General features: G+C 62.5%; 14 protein-coding genes. 7 read left to right on the top strand and 7 right to left on the bottom strand.

Annotated features, from left to right (window positions below; genetic code table 11):
• Nucleotides 1-107 precede the first annotated feature (107 nt).
• Complete coding sequence (gene argS, locus GWK36_RS10490; RefSeq protein WP_166271089.1) at nt 108-1,889, top strand: arginine--tRNA ligase; 1,782 nt, start codon at nt 108-110, stop codon at nt 1,887-1,889.
• A 1-nt stretch (nt 1,890) separates the two neighbouring features.
• Nucleotides 1,891-2,508 carry an SPOR domain-containing protein gene (locus GWK36_RS10485; RefSeq protein ID WP_166271088.1) on the top strand — a complete coding sequence of 206 codons (618 nt, stop codon included), beginning with the start codon at nt 1,891-1,893 and terminating at the stop codon, nt 2,506-2,508.
• Nucleotides 2,509-2,513: 5 nt separating this feature from the next.
• Here GWK36_RS10485 and GWK36_RS10480 read toward each other — a convergent pair whose 3' ends face one another.
• Complete coding sequence (locus GWK36_RS10480; RefSeq protein ID WP_166271087.1) at nt 2,514-3,476, bottom strand: bile acid:sodium symporter family protein; 963 nt, start codon at nt 3,474-3,476, stop codon at nt 2,514-2,516.
• Between the two features lie 43 nt (nt 3,477-3,519).
• On the bottom strand, nt 3,520-3,987 hold the full coding sequence (locus GWK36_RS10475; RefSeq protein ID WP_166271086.1) for a DUF2269 family protein: 468 nt from the start codon (nt 3,985-3,987) through the stop codon (nt 3,520-3,522).
• A gap of 242 nt (nt 3,988-4,229) precedes the next feature.
• Here GWK36_RS10475 and mtgA point away from each other — a divergent pair, with 242 nt between their 5' ends.
• On the top strand, nt 4,230-4,973 hold the full coding sequence (gene mtgA / locus GWK36_RS10470) for a monofunctional biosynthetic peptidoglycan transglycosylase (RefSeq protein WP_166271085.1): 744 nt from the start codon (nt 4,230-4,232) through the stop codon (nt 4,971-4,973).
• Here mtgA and GWK36_RS15050 read toward each other — a convergent pair.
• Together GWK36_RS15050 and GWK36_RS15045 are read right to left on the bottom strand one after the other, a co-directional pair.
• A complete protein-coding gene (locus GWK36_RS15050) occupies nt 4,906-5,571 on the bottom strand; it encodes an RNA-guided endonuclease InsQ/TnpB family protein (protein WP_246237798.1) in 666 nt (221 codons plus the stop codon). The genes mtgA and GWK36_RS15050 overlap by 68 nt on opposite strands.
• Nucleotides 5,540-5,881, bottom strand: a complete 342-nt coding sequence (locus GWK36_RS15045; protein WP_210756757.1) for a helix-turn-helix domain-containing protein — start codon at nt 5,879-5,881, stop codon at nt 5,540-5,542. Before GWK36_RS15045 ends, GWK36_RS15050 begins: the two co-directional genes overlap by 32 nt.
• 89 nt (nt 5,882-5,970) lie before the next feature.
• Between GWK36_RS15045 and GWK36_RS10460 the strand changes: the two genes are divergently transcribed.
• The 4 genes from GWK36_RS10460 (at nt 5,971) to GWK36_RS10445 (ending at nt 12,332) form a co-directional block, all read left to right on the top strand.
• Nucleotides 5,971-6,954, top strand: a complete 984-nt coding sequence (locus GWK36_RS10460; protein ID WP_166271084.1) for an IS5 family transposase — start codon at nt 5,971-5,973, stop codon at nt 6,952-6,954.
• A gap of 471 nt (nt 6,955-7,425) precedes the next feature.
• Nucleotides 7,426-8,112 (top strand): transposase, encoded by a 687-nt coding sequence (locus GWK36_RS10455; RefSeq protein ID WP_425482752.1) that lies wholly within the window; start codon nt 7,426-7,428, stop codon nt 8,110-8,112.
• Nucleotides 8,113-8,158: 46 nt separating this feature from the next.
• Nucleotides 8,159-9,925, top strand: a complete 1,767-nt coding sequence (locus tag GWK36_RS10450) for a ShlB/FhaC/HecB family hemolysin secretion/activation protein (RefSeq protein WP_166271083.1) — start codon at nt 8,159-8,161, stop codon at nt 9,923-9,925.
• Between the two features lie 10 nt (nt 9,926-9,935).
• Nucleotides 9,936-12,332 (top strand): CHAT domain-containing protein, encoded by a 2,397-nt coding sequence (locus GWK36_RS10445; RefSeq protein WP_166271082.1) that lies wholly within the window; start codon nt 9,936-9,938, stop codon nt 12,330-12,332.
• Here the strand turns inward: GWK36_RS10445 and GWK36_RS10440 are convergent.
• The 3 genes from GWK36_RS10440 to GWK36_RS10430 all read right to left on the bottom strand — a co-directional run bounded on the left by GWK36_RS10440 (nt 12,307) and on the right by GWK36_RS10430 (nt 14,600).
• The gene (locus GWK36_RS10440; protein WP_166271081.1) at nt 12,307-12,915 is read right to left on the bottom strand and encodes an FHA domain-containing protein; all 609 of its coding nucleotides are present in this window, start codon (nt 12,913-12,915) and stop codon (nt 12,307-12,309) included. The two genes, GWK36_RS10445 and GWK36_RS10440, sit on opposite strands and share 26 nt — an antisense overlap.
• A 13-nt stretch (nt 12,916-12,928) precedes the next feature.
• The gene (locus tag GWK36_RS10435) at nt 12,929-13,858 is read right to left on the bottom strand and encodes a type II secretion system minor pseudopilin (RefSeq protein ID WP_246237531.1); all 930 of its coding nucleotides are present in this window, start codon (nt 13,856-13,858) and stop codon (nt 12,929-12,931) included.
• Between the two features lie 94 nt (nt 13,859-13,952).
• Nucleotides 13,953-14,600, bottom strand: coding sequence for a general secretion pathway protein GspJ (locus GWK36_RS10430; RefSeq protein WP_246237530.1), 648 nt, complete (start codon nt 14,598-14,600; stop codon nt 13,953-13,955).
• Between the last annotated feature and the right edge of the window lie 57 nt (nt 14,601-14,657).

Below are 14,657 nucleotides of genomic sequence, written 5' to 3'. Positions count from 1 at the left end.
CAGCCGCAAGCTCGGTTATCCTTAACCATCTCCATCGCCCTTTGGGCACCCGGGCAGGGACGCTGCGTCCCTTGCCCTCCATCTCCAAGCCGTCAAGAAACCACTGCATGAAGCACGAGATCGCCCAGCTCCTCTCCGCCGCCTTGAACTCGCTCATCGAACAGGGGGAGATTGTCCTGGATCAACCGCCAGAGATCCAGGTCGAGCGCACCAAGGACCCCGCCCACGGGGATCTGGCGACGAATCTGGCGCTTTTGCTCGCCAAACCCCTGAGGATGAAACCGCGCGCACTCGCCGAGCAGATCACCGCTCGCCTGCCGAGCTCGCCTTGGGTGGCGCGAGTCGAGGTCGCGGGGCCTGGGTTTATCAATTTTTTTCTGACCGAGTCTGCCTATCGCTCGGTGATCCCCCAGATCCTAGCAGAGGGTCCAGGGTATGGGCGAAGCAAGATCGGTGCAGGCCAAAGGGTCCAGGTCGAGTTCGTCTCAGCCAATCCGACCGGCCCCCTGCATGTAGGTCATGGACGCGGGGCGGCCTATGGTGCGGTGGTCGCCGATCTGCTCGAGGCGGTCGGCTTCGATGTCCACCGCGAGTACTATGTCAACGACGCCGGGCGGCAGATGGATATCCTCGCCACCTCGGTGTGGTTGCGTTATCTCGAGCTCTGCGGCGAGGTGCTGCGCTTTCCGAGCAACGGCTATCGCGGCGACTATGTCTGGGACATCGCTGCGACCCTGCACCGCGAGCACGGCGAGACCTATCGCGTGGATGCAGAAGAGGTCTTCCGTGGCCTGCCGCCCGACGCCCCGGTCGAGGGCGAGCCCCAGGACCAGGTCGGCGACAAGGAGGCGCATATCGATGCCCTGATTGCCACAGCCAAGCGTCTCCTGGGCGATAACCGCTATCGCTATGTCTTTGAGCTCGGCCTCAATACCATCCTCGATGACATCCGCGAGGACCTCGCCCAATTTGGGGTGACCTACCAGGAATGGTATTCGGAGCGCTCGCTGGCCGAACGGGGGCTCGTCAATCGCGCGATCGAGCGCCTGCGCGAGGCAGGGTATGTCTATGAGCATGGCGGGGCGCTGTGGTTTCGCTCAAGCGCCTTCGGCGATGAAAAGGACCGGGTGGTGGTGCGCGAAAATGGTCAGACGACCTATTTTGCCTCCGACATTGCCTATCACCTCGATAAGTTCGAGCGCGGGTTTCATCGCATCATCGATATCTGGGGCGCCGACCATCACGGCTATATCCCGCGGGTCAAGGCGGCCCTGCAGGCACTCGGCAAGGACCCAAACCGCCTCGATGTCCTGCTCGTGCAGTTTGCGGTGCTTTATCGCGGCGGGGAAAAGGTCCAGATGTCAACGCGCTCGGGAGAATTTGTGACCCTGCGCGCCCTGCGCCGCGAGGTGGGGCGGGATGCCGCCAGGTTCTTTTATGTCATGCGCCGCTGCGAACAGCACCTGGACTTCGATCTCGACCTCGCCAGGTCGCAGTCGGCAGACAACCCCGTCTATTACGTCCAATATGCCCATGCCCGCATCTGCGCCGTGCTGCGCCAAGCGGCAGAGCGCGGGATCGCGGTGGAGCTCAGCCCAGGCGAGCGCCATCTGGAGCTCTTGAGCGAGACGCACGAACAGGCCCTGATGCGCGTCTTGAGCCGCTATCCTGAGGTCGTCGAACAGGCGGCACTCAAGGCCGAGCCCCATCAGCTCACCCAGTACCTGCGCGAGCTTGCCAACGAGTTTCACGCCTATTACAACGCCCATCCGTTCTTGGTCGAGGATGGACGGCTGCGCGATGCCCGCCTGAAGCTGATCCTTGCGATCCGTCAGGTCCTGCGCAACGGCCTGAACCTGCTCGGGGTCTCGGCGCCGGAGAGCATGTGAGATGCCCAAAGACTATCATCGCGCCAAACCGCCGCCACCCTCCCCACCCTCGACCCCACCGATCCGCCGCAAACCAAACCGCTCCTGTCTCGGTTGGCTGATCGGGGGGATGGCGTTGGGGGTGGCGAGCTCAAGCATTCTAGCCCCACGCGACAACCCAGACATAGAGACGGCGCCTGCGACCCAGGCCGAACGTCCGGCGGCCCAGCCGACCTTTGTCTATGAAAAGATCCTGCGCGAGGCCGAGGTCGATATCAGCAAGGCACCTCCACCGCCACCACCAGCCCCCTTGCCCCAGCCACCGCAGGCCGTTGCCGTCAGCGCCCAATCGCCCAACCCAGGCGCCGCGGCGCAGGGCGTACCAACACCGAATGCGCCGGCTAGCGGGACCTATCTGGTCCAGGTTGCCTCATTCGGGCGCGCCGCCGATGCCGAGCGCCTCAAGGCCCAGCTCGCCCAGATGGGGATCGCCGCCAGCATCCAGACGGCGACCCTCCCCAACGGCAAGACCGCCTATCGGGTGCGCGCCGGCGCCTATGCCAGCCGCGAGCAGGCCCAGCAGGTCAGCGAGCTCCTTAGGCGTCACGGTCAAAACCCGATGTTGGTTCCCCTGCGTTAAGGCTTTCATAGGGATCGATGCCTTGTCTGACTAGAAGAGGGGGCGTTGAGCCGATGCTGCGCCCACCAAGTGGCGAGCAGGGCGCCTGAGAGGTTATGCCATACCGAAAACAGAGTCCCGGGCAGAGCCGAGGCCGGGGCGAATGACTGGAGCGCCAGGGCGACCGCAAGCCCAGAGTTTTGCATCCCGACCTCGATACTCAGGGTGCGGGCGCGGATCAAGTCCTGACCAAACGCCCGCGCACCCCAATAGCCGAACCCAAGACCCAATGCGTTGTGCAGGATCACTCCCGCCAGCAACAAGCCGCCGACCGAAACAAGCCGCCCGGCATTGAGGGCGACCACCATGGCGATGATGACGAGGATCGCCGCAACTGACAACAGCGGCATCCAATCGCCAAGCCACGGGACCCTCCCCGCCAGCCTGCGGACGAGGAGACCCAGGCCCACAGGCACAAGTACCACCAAGGCGATCGAGCGCAACATCTCCAGGATCGGCACCTCGACCCAGGCACGCGCATAGACCCAGGTCATGGTGGGCGTCATGACTACGGCCAAAAGCGTCGAGGCTGCGGTCAGGGTGATGGAGAGCGCGACATCGCCGCGCGCCAGATAACAGATCACATTCGATGCCGTCCCCCCGGGCGCGGCCCCCACCAGCACCATCCCGATCAATAGCTCAGGCGGAAAGTGCAAGGCCAGACCCACCGCCCAACCGAGCAGGGGCATCAGTCCGAATTGCAGACCGACCCCCAGGACGACCACCCCAGGCCGCCGCACGATCGCTAAGAAATCGGACGGCTTGAGGGTCATGCCCATCCCGAACATCGCCATCCCCAACAAGGGCATCACCGCTGCGCGCCACGGGCTGATCACGGGGGCAAAGGCAAAGCCCAAGGCAGCGGCGATCAGGGCCAAGAGGGGAAACCAACGGGTGAGGAGGAGCTGGGGGGTGAATGCTTCGCGCATGGATCGGCTCGCCAGAGGGACATTGAGATAGGTGATGCATAGCCTACACTGGTTTAAACACCATCAAGGCGATGGCGACCGCCAAGAGCAGGGTCGCCAAGATCCCCCAGACCGTCCAGCGCCGGCCCGCCTGCCAGTAGCGCGCCGGGATCGGTCCGCCTGCAGCGAAGGAGCGCGCCTGACGTCCCTGCTGGACCTGCACCGGCACCAGGATACCCAACCACAGCGCCCCTGAAAGCACCAGCAACACCTGCCCCCAGAGCAACCAATCGAGCCGCCATAGGTCCAGATGCGCCACTGCCGCCGCCCCATAGCCGCCGAGCATGAGCAGGACCACCCCCCCGACCGTAAACCACCAGTCGGCCAAGGTCACCAGACGCTGGGCAAAGGCGATGAGCTGGGGATTGCGGGTGCGGTCGGCGGCGAGCTTCCAGATCAAGGTCACCACGGCATTGCCGACGAGCAGCACCACGCCGAGGAGATGGATGGTCTTCAGGAGGGCATAGAGCATGGTTTAGAGGCTATGTGTCGCATCCCGGAGATTGCATCATACTGCGCAGGCGCGATTAACTCAGGGCGCGCAGCATCCTGCAGGATGCTGCTGCCTCCTGATCGCGCCGCAGGCAAGACCTGCCCGCTGCCCAGCAGCGGCGCACCCCTCCCTGCGGGGTGCAGCAAGGGCAGGGTGGAGCGTGTCCAGGGTTGTAGCGAGGAGAGTCTCAAGAGGCAAAAGGGGGCAGGTGGCCTGTCTTGATGCGCTGGGGGTCGCGTCTTTTGGTCCTGGGGGTCCTTGCGAGCCTTGTGCCGGTTTTGGTCCTGCGCTGGATCGACCCGCCGGCATCGGCCTTCATGATCCGCCAGGCCATTGCATCCGCCCGCCTGGGGCAGAGGCCGCCTGCTGACCGCTATCAATGGGTGGACTGGGGGCAAATCCCAGCAAGCCTCAAGCGGGCGGCCATCGCCAGCGAAGACCAGCGCTTCTTCACTCATCTCGGCCTCGATCCGATCGAGATCCGCGCGGCCCTGCGCAGATACTGGCAAGGGGGGCGGCTGCGCGGGGCAAGCACCATCAGCCAGCAGACCGCCAAAAACCTCTTTCTCTGGCCGGGTTCGGGCTGGGGACGAAAGCTTTTGGAAGGCTGGCTTGCGCTTTTGATCGAGCTCGTGTGGCCCAAGGAGCGTATCCTCGAGGTCTATCTCAATATCGCCCAATTCGGGCCGGCGACCTATGGGGTAGAGGCAGCGAGCCGGCGTTATTTCAATTGCTTAGCCGCCGCCTTGACCGCTGAACAGGCTGCGCTCTTAATCGGGGTCTTGCCGGCGCCGGGCCATCACCAGCCCGATCGCCCCTCGGAGTCGCTACAGCGCCGCGCCTGGTGGATCTTGAAACAAAGCCGGCGGCTGGGCGGGTTCAGTGAGCTGCCTGCTCTCAAGACAGTGCGCAAACAGGCGCGCTGTGCTCTTCCTGCCCCGAATGCGGAGCGCATTCGTCTCTGACAGGCGTGACTTTCCCGACTACGGCAGAGACCCTCTCTGCTGTAGCGCCGCCGTTACCGGACGGACTCGCCACGGGTAGGGCAGTTGCGGTTGCCAGCCGTTTGAGATTGAGCGCGGCATTGATGTCCCGATCATGGCGCGTGCCGCATTGAGGACACGTCCATTCCCGATCCTTCAACGCCAACATCTCATTCTCCCAACCACAGACCGAACACAGGCGGCTGCTCGGATCCCAGCGATCAGCTAAAACCAACCAGACGCCGTAGCATTTCCCCTTGTATTCCATCTGCAAGCAGAACATGCCAAAGCCCAGGTCGCTGATGGCGCGGGCAAGCCGTTCGTTCGCCAGCATGCCCTTGACGTTCAAATCCTCAATCACCACCCCTTGGTTTTCGCGGCAGAGCTGGGTCGTGAGCTTATGTGTGAAGTCCGCTCGGACATTGGCAATGCGTGCGTGCAGCCTTGCCAACATCGCAGAGGATTTCCTTCGATTCTTCAAGATCGGAAGCCTTGTGCCTTTTGGCAGTCTGGCACTTGGCGCAAACCCAGCCCCGACCTTGGCCGCCTCAACCTTGCAAGAAAGCCGTCTGCCTCGAATCCTGAGACGACGAAGCGCAGAGGAGATTCAACAGACTCGCCATTGGAAAGCCTGGCCGCCGCCTCAACGCCCAGGTCAACACCAGTCGTTTCATGCGCCTGCGATAGAACGCAGCATCGGCCACTTCAACCTGAATGGCGACGAACCAGCGTCCGCAGTACGCGAAACGGTCGCACCAAGAATCTTGCCATTTCCACTCGGCAAGCGCCCAATTCCAGACACACCGCCCCGCGCCGCAGGCGCAGGCGCAGGTGAAGTAAACCGCCTGCTCAGGCGTCGGACAAAGGGCGATTTTGTGGGTCAGTTGCATGGCTTACTCGTGGGCACCTCGAAAAACCTTGATCAGCCCTTTGCCGGAATAAACTTGCCGTCACCTGAATTCCAGCCGACCTGACCGTCATGAAGAAGCGCCCCGCCATCAAGACGGACCTGTTTGCAGACTGCCAACAGCGGGAGAAGATCGACAAGTTGGGCGATCCATTGGTTGAGATAGAAGGCGCCATCGACTTGGAAGCCTTGGCGTTGGAAGTTGACCGCATGGCCCCGCGCTCGGTGAGTCTGCAAGGTGGCCGGCCACCGTTCCCCGCTGAAACCATGGTGCGCATTCTGGTCTTGAAACGCCTGTACAACCTGTCTGACGAGCAGATGGAGTATCAATTGCTGGACCGCATGAGCTACAAGCGCTTCTGTGGTCTGGCCCAAGCCGCCAACATTCCTGACCGGACGACTGTGTGGGTGTTTGAGAACCGGATCGGCGAAGCCGGCGCCAAAGCCATCTTCGATGGCCTCAGCGCGCAACTGCTCAAGAAGGGTTTGATCGCCCGGGGTGGGCAGATCATCGACGCCACGCGGGTTCCCGCGCCCCGGCAGCACTTCACCAAGGACGCCAAGGAACCGCTGAACGAAGACGCCATGCCCGCGGATTGGAAGCCGGTCAAGCGGCGCCAGAAGCATGGCAAGAGCCACTATGGCTACAAGCTCACGGTCAACGTCGACAAGAGGTACAAATTCATCCGCAAGATCGTCACCGACACCACCAGCACCCACGACAGCCAGCACTTTGAGGCGGTCATGGACCCGGCCAACACCAGCCGGGAGGTCTTTGCCGACCGAGGCTATCCGTGCGAGGAACGAGAAGCCTGGCTGAAAGCGAACGGCTATCGGAACAAGCCGCTGTCTGAAGCGCAGCAGCGGCGCAACCATGGCATTGCGAAGACACGAGCCTGTGTTGAACATGTGTTTGCGGCCATTGCGCAGATGGGCGGCAAACTGATCCGCACCATTGGTCAAGCGCGTGCCAACTTTGCGATGACGATGATGGCGGCCTGCTACAATCTGAAGCGACTGGCGTTCTTCCAGCGAGTGGGCATCGTGCCCGCATAACGCCCAACATGGGCCGAATGGCCACCGCCCACTTCGGGGTAAAAACCGGGCAACGCTGCTTGAAAAAGCAGCGATTTGTTGAGGAAGTTGAGCCGGATTCAGTCAGTGGCATCGCGCTTTGACCGGGTCCCATCAAAATAGTGGGTTATTCGAGGTGCCCTCGTTGGTGTTCTGTCGAACGCCAAACAATTTCGCCAGATTTATGAGCTAATCAGATTCAATCTGATCAGTCATGACTCACCCCCTTTCTTATTGATTAAGAAACACATGCTTTTGAAATTGAGTGAGCTGTCCTGATGTCGTGGGCATGGAAAGACGAGACATGAGATTGCTGTCGTTTGCGGCGCGCGAAGAGCGGCGGCGTGGCTGGAGGTATGAAGCGATAGGCGCGCAGAGGGGATTGTTGGGCGCAGGGGTGTTCGACATCTGCAAAGGCTATGGGCGCGAAGGGGCCCAAGGGCTCAAGGAAAGGTGGGTGAGAAGCGGGCGCTGTTGGCGGAGCAGGACGCCCAGATACGCAAGCTCATGTGCGACGGGACACCGGATGAGCTGAAGCTGCCGTTTGCGCTGTGGAGCCGGCAGGCGGTGCGGCAGTTGATCCTCGGCTGTTTTGGCATCGAGCTCAGGCCGCAGGGGGAGGGCAAGTACATGGCGCGCTGGGGATTGACGCCCCAGAAACCGATTCGGCGCGCCTATGAGCAAAGCCCGCCGGCGGGCAAGACGTCCGAGATTCGCGTCACGCACCGTCGCGAAGGCCTGTCGGTGATCTCGACGCTGACCAACCGCGGCAAGGTGCCTTGGAAGGCGTTCGCGGGGGCGATGAACGCCGACATCCTGATCGACTTCATGAAGCGGCTCGTCAAGGACGCCAGGGGCAAGAAGATCTTCCTCATCCTCGACAACCTGTGCGTGCATCACACCAAGCCGGTCAAGGCCTGGCTGGCTGCATGCGCCAATCAAATCGAGGCGTCCTCCCCCCCCTACAGCCCAGCACTGAACCCCAACGAGATGCTCAAGGCCACCATCACCGCGCAGGCGCCCTCCCGCGCCAAGGACGATCTGAAGAAGGCGACCGTCAGCCACCTGCGCCGCCTTCTCAATTCCCCCCAACGCATCATGCGCTACTTCCAGCATCCCAAGCTCCATGATGCCGCGTAATATAAGTTCATTGGTTTCGGATCAATAAGCACATCAGGGTGATCGAATGCACATCCCTCTCAACGGTCTTTGGCCTAGTGCCATGCTCTGGTTGGCTGCGGTCGCAGCCTTTGCCCAGACGCTGCCTGAAGGCGCAGCGCCTGCTGATCAGGGGGCAGCGGCCATCGAGCGTCAAAGGCAAGAGACTGCAGCGACCGAGTGCCAAGGGTCAAACGCGGCGCGGTGTAGCCCTCAAGGGACGATCGATCAGACAGCTGGGCCCCCCAGCAGGGAGCGCAAGGTGCGGCCTATCTCCGCAGCGGCCTTGCCTTCTGAGCCAACCATGTTGTTACGCGAGGTGCGCTTCGAGGGTGGCGAGGGCCTGCCCCGAGATGGGCTTGAACCCATCTACCGGCCATTCATCGGTCAGGCGGTCACCCTCGCCGATCTCGAAGAGCTGCGTTATCGCCTGACCAAGCACTATGTCGATCAGGGCTATCTCAACTCAGGGATGATCTTTAAGCCTGGTCAGACCGCAAACGAGGGTGTGGTGGTTTTTCAGATCATCGCTGGGCATCTCTCTGAGATCCGGGTGAACGGTCAGGGGCGGCTGCGGGCGTCATATCTTACTGGTCGGCTTAACCCAGATACCAAGGCGCCCTTTAATCGCAACGAACTGCAAGAACGTTTCCAACGCCTGCTGCAAGATCCCTTGATCGAGCGTCTCAACGGCACCCTGATCCCGGGCCCGGAGCCGGGAACTGCTATCCTCGATCTTGCCGTCACCCGCGCGCGCCCCTGGGAGCTGTATCTGCGTACCGACAACTACCGCCCGCCGAGCACTGGTTCTAATAGTCTCTATATCGGCGGGACCTTGCGCAATCTCAATGGGTTTGGGGATGCCCTGGAGCTTTATCTCGGTCATGGCTATACCAGCGAGGGCAAGGAGGGAGCGATCGGCTGGGCGCTGCCCTTGAATGCGCGCAATACCCGGCTGTCGCTGCGCTATGACCGCAGCGACGCCTCGCCTTTGGAAGAGCCCTTAGATGAGCTCGATATCGAGAGCGAGACCCGAAGGTTTGAGCTTGCCCTCTCGCATCCGCTCTGGGAGACCAGCCGCGACAGCCTCGCGCTCAGGCTTGCTGCCTCCTTGGCAATCAACGAAACGCGGCTCTTGGGCATCCCCTTTTCATTCTCTGAGGGGTCAGTGGATGGTGAAAGCAAGGTCGCGGCGGTGCGTCTGGTCCAAGAATATACCCAGCGCTCGCCCGAACGCGCCTTCGCCCTGCGCTCGACCGCAAGCCTCGGGGTCGATGCCCTTGGTGCGACCATCCATGCGGGGGATATACCCGATAGCCGTTTCTTCGCCTGGCTCGGGCAAGGGCAGGCCGTCTGGCGTCTGGCCGACCGTGGAACTCAGTTGATCCTGCGCGCAAGCATCCAGCTTGCTGGTGAGCCCTTGCTTGCGCTCGAGCGTTTTGCGGTCGGTGGCGCCGACACGGTGCGCGGCTATCGCGAGAATACCCTGGTTGGCGACAGCGGCTATGTGTTCTCGCTCGAGGTCCGGCATCCGCTCTGGGAGGGCAAGGTCTTTGGCGACACCCTGCAGCAGTTGCAGCTTGCGGCCTTTGCCGATGCAGGTGGGGCCTGGCGGCATGGGCAATTCAGCGTGCGCGATGAGGTCGCCTCCATCGGCATCGGCGCGATCTGGACCGTCCAGGACCGACTGCGCGCCGAGTGCTATTACGGTTATGCCTTAGAAGACCGACCGGAACATACCGAACACGACCTCCAGGACGACGGCATCCATTTCCGCGTCCAGGCTGATTTTTAGGGGGCTTGCTATGCTGAAGCGGTTTTGGCAGTCGATCCCGTTTCTGATCCTGTTTCTGCCCGCTGTTCATGCCGCGCCGAGCTGTGAAAGGGCCGCGGTCTCAGCGCTCTCTGCGGCGGGCGATGAGCAGACATCTGCATTCGGTCGATGGGGCGCGGTCATCCAGGACCCCGAAGCGCCTGTCGCCGAACGCATCAAGGCCTTGATCGAGCGCGGTGAGACCTATCGCGCGCTCGGGCGTTACCCAGATGCTGAGCGCGACCTCGCCGAGGCAAAGGCCTTGGCCAGCGCCTCAGGTCTAGATGCCCTGGCCGTCGCCGCGCTTCAGGCCCAGGGCCAAACAGCCGCCCAGCAGCAGCGTACCCTAGAGGCCGAGGAGCTCCTGCAATCGGCCTTGGAACAGGCGCGTCAGCTGAACAGCCCGATCCTGATTGCAAGCAGCGCCCATGCGCTCGGCAATCTGCGGTGGGGGCAGGGGCGGTCCGCCGAGGCGGAAAGGCTGTATCGCGAGGCGCTGACGGCGGCGGAGCGGACCGAAGACCTGGCATTGAGCGCTGCAGTGCGTATCGCCCTTGCCCGTCAGTCACCGAATACAGCGCAGGCGATGCGCGAGCTCAAGGGGGCCGAGGCGCTGATCGAGCGCCTGCCCCATCCGGCCGAGCAAGCGGATCTGGGGCTGAGGCTAGCTGAGGTCGCGCGCCGGCTGGGGCGGGAAGGGCAGGCGATGGCGAAGACTGCCCTATCGATAGCAGCGGAGCGCGCCGAGCGTTCGGGTCGCCTGCGCACCCAGTCGCAGGCCCTCGGCGTCTCAAGCGAGCTGCTGGAGGCTGAGGGCAGGCTTGCCGAGGCGCGCCGGCTCAGCGAACGGGCGATCGCCGCCGCACCGCTCAACGCCTATGACCTGCGCTATCAGTGGGAGTGGCGGCTGGGGCGCCTGTTGCGCGCTCAGGGCGAGCGCAAGCGGGCGATTGCGGCCTACAGGCGGGCAGTCGATCATCTCCAGCGCATCCGCTCGGATATCCCGATCGAATATGCCGAGGGTCGCTCCTCGTTTCGCGAGACCCTCTCGCCCCTGTATCTGGGTCTGGCCGATCTGTTGTTTCAGGAGGCGCCTGGGGTTGCGCAGGAGACCGAACGCCAGGCCCTGCTGCGCGAGGGGCGCGAGACCGTCGAGCAGCTCAAGCTCGACGAGCTGCGCGATTATTTCCGCGATGCCTGTATCTTGCCGCTGCGCAAGGAGATCGAGACCCTGGCCCCGCGGACGGCAGTCCTGTATCCGGTCATCCTGGATGACCGCCTGGAGCTTTTGGTCAGCACGGGTCGGCGGCTCGATCAGGCGACCGTGCCGGTTGGGCGCGAGCAGGTGGCGCTGACCGCCGAGATCCTGGCGCTCAAGCTGCGCTATGACCAGCCGGCTGAGGCCGAATCCAGGCAGCTTTATGACTGGTTGATCGCCCCTATCGCCGACCTTTTGCAGGCCCAGGCGATCGAGACCCTGGTCTTCGTCCCCGATGGACCCTTACGCGCCGTGCCCCTAGCGGCATTGCGCTCGCCCGAGGGCTATCTGATCGAACGCTATGCCGTGGCCATCGTCCCCGGCCTGAAGCTGTTGCAACCGGAATCGTTCAAACAGGGTGAGGTGCGCGTCCTGCTTGCCGGTCTCAGCAAGCCGGGTCCGGTGGTCGATGAGCTGCCCGGCTGGTGGGTGGATGCCCTGATCGAGCAATACCGCAGGCGCGGCGCAACGGCAGAGACAGGGGAGCGGCGCGGGATCTCGGTCAGGGTGCGCGGTGCAAGCGAGCGGCAGCGGGGGAGCGGGCCGTCGCGCGCCCCGACCCATGAGAAGATCGCTGCGCTCTCGCTGCCTGGTGTTGCCGAGGAGATCGACCAACTCGCCCAGCGGGTGGCGGGGCGGGCGCTGCGCGATCAGGACTTCGTCCTCAATCGCTTTACCTCTGAGGTGAGCGGCCAGCCCTATCGCGTGGTACACATCGCCTCGCATGGGCTGTTCCAGGGGCCGCCGGAGGAGAACTTCATCCTCACCTATGACCGCAAGCTCGACATGAAGATCTTGGCCTCCTTGCTCAAACCCAAGGAGCTTGCCGCAGAACCCATCGAACTTTTGGTTTTGAGCGCCTGTCAGACCGCCGAGGGCGATGATCGCACGCCCTTAGGCCTAAGCGGGATCGCCATCCAGTCGGGGGCACGCAGCGCCCTGGGGTCGTTGTGGCCGGTCGGCGATGCCACCACCCAGCGGCTCATGGGGATCTTTTATGAGCAACTCAAACAACCGGGTATGACCCGGGTGCGCGCGCTCCAGATCGCGCAGCGGTCACTGCTCGCCGACCCCAAGACCGCACGCCCCAGCGACTGGGCGGCCTTTATCCTGGTTGGGAACTGGATGTGACGAGTCGCGCATAGAGCGATGCCGGCGTGAGAAATACAAACTCATAACGCGCCAGCGAGATGATATCACCATCCTGAAGCAACACGGGTTTATGACCCACCGGGATGTCATTGACCAGGGTGCCATTGGTCGAATCGCAATCCCGAATCCAGTAGCCGTCCTGCATGATCTCGATGATCGCATGGCGCTTAGAGATCGACATGTCCGGGATCACCAGGTCGTTGTCGCTGATGCGACCGATGGTCAATAGATGGGTGGCTGTGGATGCGTCTGGGCGTTTGGTCAAGAGATAGATGGCCCGTTTGATCGCCTCGGGTGAGCCTTCCAGAGGGTCCTGATCGGTAAGGGTAAAAACAAAGGTCTTGTTGATAGCAGTTGTGGTCTCTGTTTGTCGGTAGAGCAGGCCTGCTTGGATTGCAGATCCAACAAGCACCGGATGGCGCATAAAACGGACAAACTCGGCCTCTGAGCAGCTTGCAGCGACACGCTCCAGCAGGCGTGGATCGGCACGGCCCGAGGCGTTGATCAGCCCCTCTATCCGTGCGGGCAGTTTGCCCACCCCGGAGGTTTGGTCTCCAGACATGGCTGCAGCGTTCTCATCCTGCATGGCTCAACTCCTCGTCGCCACCTTCTCGGAACTGTCCTAGAAAGAGATCGTAGCGGCGCCAGATCACATGATAGGGCGGATCCTGTCCCACTATTAACTGAAAGAGTATCTCTATCCGGCGGTTTGATCCACCTGTTTGAATACTCACCCTTAGGCGATAGACCGGACCGCCGCGATCAAGTGATCTTGCCCCGCTCTCCCTTTGCGTCTGATTGCGCTCGGCGATGAGCTCGAACGCCTCCTCCAGGCTAATGCCCCTCAGTGTCGCCAACACTGCCGCCGAGGCAAAACGCTCATTGGGCTGGAGCGAGCCGCCATCGACCGAGACCTCGGGTGCAAGCAGGGCATAGATCTCGGGTGTCATGCCCAGGACCTGCTTGAGTTCCTCGACCGTCTCAAAGGGCGCGTCCTTGGCGCCGAAGGGCCGGCCGGCTTGCCGATAATCAGGGTCTTCGGCACCATTGAGCAGCCTCTGCTCATCCGGATCGCGCCAGTCGATGATCCTGGCCGCAAGCGCATCGGCCTCGGCATCCTCGACCCCCAAGACGGTCAACAACCGGCGCAGGGTCTCATGGGGCACCTGGTTGAGATCATAGCGTGCCGATTCATCGAAGACCTGGAGGAGTAGGGTATGGCCGGCAAATGACCAGGTACGGGTCTGGCCATCCGGTAACCAGGCGGTTTCCTGCCCCTGATCGGCCTCGGCAGCGGGTGTCAGATAGTGCAGTGCTGTATAGGCGGTTGCAGCCTCGGCAAGTGTGCGAAAACGCGCCGATTCGACCTGATTGGCGGAGAGGGCGATCTCGGTGCGCTGGGTCAGGGTGAGGCTCAGGGCGATGACCACCAGGAGCGTTAGCCCCCAGATCACGAGCATCAGGGCAATGCCACCTTGGCGCACACGGCTAGGTAAGGGCCGCACGGCCCTCTGCTCTTTGGAAAAGGGAACTGACCGGGAAGGCCCGGCAACCCACCAAAGAGGATTTGGGAGGCGAATCGGTCTTTCCCGCGGCATTTCAGCTCTGATCGGGTAGTCTCAGAATGATCTCAGGCCAGGACTGTTCGTTTGTTTCTAAGCGGATTTGGAGCAGTTCCGGCAGATGGGTTTGACCGACCCAGGTCTCATGCCAGCCCGGTTCGCTGTCGCCATCGGCCCATCCATAATAGGCGAGATTGAACCGGTTGACATTGCTCAATAATAGCGTACGCCCAAAGGCACCGCCGGCGCGATCGATCTCGACCGGCAGGCCGGCGAGTTCAGCCTCATCCTGTTCGGTCAGCGGTACCCAAGCGGGGACATCCTCTCCAGCAGCCAAGAGCTCGGGATGGAGCAACCAGCGCGTCAAAACCAGGTTATCACCCTCTTGCTGTAGACGCAGGATATAGAGCCCCGGCAATCCAACCTGGTCCGAGAGCGGTGACGCCCATTCGATTCGCCCAGCTTCACCAGCAAAGACCTGGACCTGTTGACCGTCATAGGGTGCCGAGGCGGGACGCAATTGTGCAAGCGTGCGGCGCACAAAGCCATCGGCCAGGCGCAGGGCGCTAAAGCGTTCACTCGCGGTATCGACCGCCTCCCAAGACCGCCCGCCGAGCCTTAGACCCGAAAAGAGCAATAAGGCGATGAGTCCAATGATCGCCAAGGCGATGATGAGCTCGATCAAGGTCAGGCCGCGCTCATGGGGGATGGGGCGACCCTGGCCTCCCTTTTGCCTGATCGC

Source organism: Caldichromatium japonicum (assembly GCF_011290485.1).
Taxonomy (GTDB): domain Bacteria; phylum Pseudomonadota; class Gammaproteobacteria; order Chromatiales; family Chromatiaceae; genus Thermochromatium; species Thermochromatium japonicum.
Note: the sequence above shows the minus strand (reverse complement) of the source record. Positions and strands in the feature narration are given on the sequence as shown.

Excerpts from the sequence above, each read along its gene's own strand:
- argS (WP_166271089.1), top strand. The coding sequence starts at position 108 with ATGAAGCACGAGATCGCCCAGCTCCTCTCCGCCGCCTTGAACTCGCTC.
- GWK36_RS10485 (WP_166271088.1), top strand. The coding sequence starts at position 1,891 with ATGCCCAAAGACTATCATCGCGCCAAACCGCCGCCACCCTCCCCACCC.
- GWK36_RS10480 (WP_166271087.1), bottom strand. The coding sequence starts at position 3,476 with ATGCGCGAAGCATTCACCCCCCAGCTCCTCCTCACCCGTTGGTTTCCC.
- GWK36_RS10475 (WP_166271086.1), bottom strand. The coding sequence starts at position 3,987 with ATGCTCTATGCCCTCCTGAAGACCATCCATCTCCTCGGCGTGGTGCTG.
- mtgA (WP_166271085.1), top strand. The coding sequence starts at position 4,230 with ATGCGCTGGGGGTCGCGTCTTTTGGTCCTGGGGGTCCTTGCGAGCCTT.
- GWK36_RS15045 (WP_210756757.1), bottom strand. The coding sequence starts at position 5,881 with ATGCAACTGACCCACAAAATCGCCCTTTGTCCGACGCCTGAGCAGGCG.
- GWK36_RS10460 (WP_166271084.1), top strand. The coding sequence starts at position 5,971 with ATGAAGAAGCGCCCCGCCATCAAGACGGACCTGTTTGCAGACTGCCAA.
- GWK36_RS10450 (WP_166271083.1), top strand. The coding sequence starts at position 8,159 with ATGCACATCCCTCTCAACGGTCTTTGGCCTAGTGCCATGCTCTGGTTG.
- GWK36_RS10445 (WP_166271082.1), top strand. The coding sequence starts at position 9,936 with ATGCTGAAGCGGTTTTGGCAGTCGATCCCGTTTCTGATCCTGTTTCTG.
- GWK36_RS10440 (WP_166271081.1), bottom strand. The coding sequence starts at position 12,915 with ATGTCTGGAGACCAAACCTCCGGGGTGGGCAAACTGCCCGCACGGATA.